Origin of the sequence: Cupriavidus necator (genome assembly GCF_040578825.1) — a bacterium.
Taxonomy (GTDB): domain Bacteria; phylum Pseudomonadota; class Gammaproteobacteria; order Burkholderiales; family Burkholderiaceae; genus Cupriavidus; species Cupriavidus necator_E.
Genome location: NZ_JBEFLI010000155.1, coordinates 1 through 3,939 on the forward strand (window position 1 = coordinate 1; position 3,939 = coordinate 3,939).

Sequence of the window (3,939 nt, forward strand, 5' to 3'; positions counted from 1 at the left end):
CTGTGACTGTGACAAAGTAGTTCCCATCACTATTTGGTGGGAACTACTTTGGCGCCACTCTACTGAACGGTACAGACGGTGCTGGCGACTCGCTTACAGACGAGGTCCGGACGGCCGAGTATCTTAAGAAGGGCTTGACCGAGTCAGGATTCATGGTCGACGTGGCGACGACTGGCACCGACGGCCTGCATCTCGCGGCGGAGATGCAGTACGATGTGATTCTTCTGGATGTCATGTTGCCGGGTGTGAACGGTTGGAGTGTTATCAAAACCATCCGGCTGACAAGTAATACGCCAGTGCTGTTCCTGACAGCGCAGGATGAAGTGTCGGACCGAGTAAAGGGCTTCGAGCTTGGGGCCGACGACTACTTAGTGAAACCCTTCGCGTTTGCCGAACTTCTCGCCAGAATCCGGCGTTGCTTGCGGCAATGCATCGGACGTGAGTCGGAACGCCTGCGCATTGCCGACCTTGACATTGACATGCTGGGGCGACGCGTCTTCCGCAGCGACGCGAAGGTGGAACTGACCACCCAAGAGTTTGCCTTGTTGCATCTGCTCGCCAGACGCTGCGGGGAAGTGATGTCCTGCCCGTCCATCGCCTCCCACGTGTGGGACGTCAATTTTGATACGGACACCAACGTGGTGGATGTCGCGATTCGTCGTTTGCGGGCCAAAGTAGATGACCCGTTTGAGGTCATCCACACGGTTCGCGGCATGGGCTACGTGTTGGACCCCGAGCGAGGACGATAGCCGTGACGCAGTCGCTTCCAAGCCGGCTGGCACTCCTCTTTTCCATCCTGGCCACCGTCGCACTAAGCAGCATGGGGGCCTACGCCTACTATGCGCTTCAGGCGCAGTTGGTATCGCGGGATGAGGAAATTGTTCGAGGAAAGCTGGCCCAGATCGCGCACCTCATGCGCGAGGTCGATGCCTTTGAGGGCATGACGGATTCCACCCATCGTTTCGACGACATCGTGCGTGGCTACGACGGTCTCGCGATACGCGTCCGCTCGGAAAAGGGGCAGCTACTGTACCGAACCAGTGATGCGCTGCCGCAGAACTTCGATTTGGCCGGTGAAGAAAGCGGTTCGCCTGCCAGCCCCCCGCTGGTGATGGGCAAGGAAACTACCGCGCTGGGCGATAGCGGCGCCGAAGTCTTGGTGACAATCGCGCAGAGCGGGCTCGAGCGGGTTCAGGTTGTCACCAGGTTCAAGAATAGCTTGCTGCTGGGCACAACTGTGGGCGTCATCCTGACCGCCATGGTTGGTGCAGCGATTGCCAGGCGGGAACTTCAGCCGACTCAGCGCCTGGTGCAGCAAGTCAACCGGATCAACGTGGAGCAACTGAGTTACAGAGTGGATGCGCCAACCCGGCCTGCCGAGGTGCGAGAGATTGCGAATGCATTCAATGAGATGCTGCAACGCCTGGAGACTGGCTACGAGCGGCTGTACCGGTTTTCGGCCGATCTCGCTCATGACATGCGCACGCCGTTGAACAACCTGATCGGGCACGCCGAGGTGGCACTCTCCAAGGAGCGTACCGCAGCGGAGTATGCGCTGCTCATGGAGGAAGGCCTGCTCGAGTATCAGCGACTATCGCGCATGATCGATGCGATGCTGTTCCTGGCGCGGGCTGACGGCGCAAACATTCGCCTCGATACGGTCAGCATCGACCTCGCGGAAGAGCTCTCGAAGTTGGCGGACTACTTCTCCATGCTTGCAGAGGAACGGGGCATCACGATTTCGGTGACAGCGAACGGCCGGCTGATGGCTGACCCGATGTTGTTTCGCCGGGCCATCAACAACCTATTAGTCAATGCGGTTGAGCATGCCGAGTCAGACTCCACAGTGGTCATACGAAGCGCACACATTGGAGGCGATGTGGTAATCCACGTCACCAATCGCGGGCAAGCCATCCCCGAGTGGGATATCGCACACATCTTCGAACGCTTCTATCGAGCGGACCGCGCACGTTCGAACTCCCATCGTTCAACCGGCCTGGGTCTTGCAATTGTGCGCTCGATCATGGATCTGCACGGTGGTACCGCAGGCGCGGAGAACCTGGAGGGCGGACTTATCCGGTTCGAACTGCGATTTCGTGGTGGCAGGACTGCGTAGACCAGGGCGCGGCACGGCAATCAGCACCGGCAATACCTAGGTTGGGGATTGCCGGTGGCCCAGCCTCAGCGCAACAGGCTTGCTCAAGCGCCATCGCAGAAGGAGTCTCGGGGTCCCGTCACCGGCCCGTGCGCGGGGCTGGCCGCTACAACGACGGCGGAGGGGGCGGCGGCGTGAGCACTGGGGAGGGCGAAGGCGGCATAAGCGGTCAGCGACAGCGACAGGGCCGTAACCAAGCGGGCGAGGTTTCTCATCATTGGCTCCTTGAAGGACATGACCTTAGGGTCATGTGGTCTGTAGTTTGAACGGAGCGTCGTTGCAATGAGATTACTGGCGAATGACGGATTTGCCATCTTGGTCGTCCTCTCCGTCACTAGGGGTGTCGACGGCGGTGTAAATCCGCGCATAAATGGCGGTGCAAGGTTGCTGGCCACCATTCGGACTGCAGGGGTGCACCACGCTCAGTGCTCCACTTCCTTTCGATTGCTCCGTAGGCCGGGAGTTTGAGAGATCGGGCATGCGCAACCTGACGAAATCATTCTGCCACCTGGCGATCCCTGCCAACCACCAGTCCTGTGTCTCCAAGATACTCGTGCGGTGGAACCTCTAGATTGAGCGGCGCCGGAACACTCCTGAAAACGCGCCCGGCCAGATCGAATTTGGAGCCATGACAGGGGCAAAAGAAGCCCCCCGGCCAGCGATCTCCCAAATCCGCGGCACCCACCTCTGGCCGAAAGGTAGGCACGCAGCCCAGATGTGTGCAAATCCCTACCGCGACAAAGAAATCTGGCCGGATCGAGCGGGTCCCATTGGCGGCATAGGGAGGCTGCTGGGCCTGCCGGGATTGTGGATCGGCCAACAGGCCGTCATGCTTACCGAGCCCTTCCAGCATGGCGCTGGTCCGGTGCAAAATCCATACGGGCTTGCCCCGCCATGCGACGGTGACCAGCGAGCCCGGCTCCACCGTGTCGAGACGTACGTCCACAGGCGCGCCTCTCGATCTGGCGGCATTGCTTGGCGCCATGCTTTGCACAAACGGCAGCATGGTACTGACCAGCCCTATCCCTCCGATAGCACTCGTCGCCCGCAGAAGCAACCTGCGCTGACCCAAGTCTTGTGGATCTGCGACTGAATCGTTCATGGCAGTTATCTCCAGTCCGGGACCAACGCGCTGGTCCGGACGCTTCGTTACCCGAGGGCGCCAAAGAAACCGCTTCCGCTTGGCTACGGCCAGAAATGAACTTGGGGTACACAATGCATTTATTTTAGGAGCCAGTCCACGGCACGAAACGAAAGAATCGTATGTTACTAACGGGCCTGCCTGTCCGGTTGAAACCGTCGAGGTTGATGCAGAGATTCGCTGCAACTATGGCTGCAGGGACGATCACCTGGGCCATCTCGTCGAGTATACCGGCGGCTTGCAGAGATCCCCAGCGTTCACTTTGGCTGCGAAAGGCTGCACTATCGATGCCGGCTATGGATGGCCGGCCCGCAACTGGCTGGCATTTGGTGTCCGGGGCCTGGCTCCGTAACCACCAGTTGCCTGTCCCAATATTCGTGACGGCGTGCTGGCTGTGGTCCCTGGCCATGGCCCCGTGGCTCATGCCCTGCATGGCTATGCCACCGTGATCCAGGCCGCCCATGCTGCCCATCATGTCCGCCGTGGTGAGCCACTCTGCCTTGTCGAGCGCCGGCGCGGTCAGACCCGCTCGCGTCGCCAGGGTGTCGCGGGCATAGCCCGTGCGTTCCATCGACTGGGAGAAAATGGTATAGGCTTCGTCGCGCGGCTCGACCACCACATCACAGGTCTCGCCGGGCCCGAA

At 60.2% G+C, this 3,939-nt stretch carries 3 protein-coding genes and 1 pseudogene; 2 read left to right on the forward strand and 2 right to left on the reverse strand.

What is annotated here, in order from left to right; translation table 11 throughout:
* The first annotated feature begins 62 nt into the window (after window positions 1-62).
* Entirely contained in the window at window positions 63-749 is a 687-nt protein-coding gene (locus AB1I47_RS33485) for a heavy metal response regulator transcription factor (RefSeq protein ID WP_354687945.1), read from the forward strand.
* A 2-nt stretch (window positions 750-751) separates the two neighbouring features.
* The gene (locus tag AB1I47_RS33490; RefSeq protein WP_354687943.1) at window positions 752-2,116 is read left to right on the forward strand and encodes a heavy metal sensor histidine kinase; all 1,365 of its coding nucleotides are present in this window, start codon (window positions 752-754) and stop codon (window positions 2,114-2,116) included.
* A gap of 535 nt (window positions 2,117-2,651) precedes the next feature.
* On the opposite strand, the gene petA is transcribed toward AB1I47_RS33490, so the two are convergent.
* Together petA and AB1I47_RS33500 are read right to left on the reverse strand one after the other, a co-directional pair.
* A complete protein-coding gene (petA, locus tag AB1I47_RS33495) occupies window positions 2,652-3,257 on the reverse strand; it encodes a ubiquinol-cytochrome c reductase iron-sulfur subunit (protein ID WP_354687944.1) in 606 nt (201 codons plus the stop codon).
* A gap of 124 nt (window positions 3,258-3,381) precedes the next feature.
* Window positions 3,382-3,939 (reverse strand): annotated as a pseudogene (locus tag AB1I47_RS33500) (hypothetical protein); the annotation flags it as partial.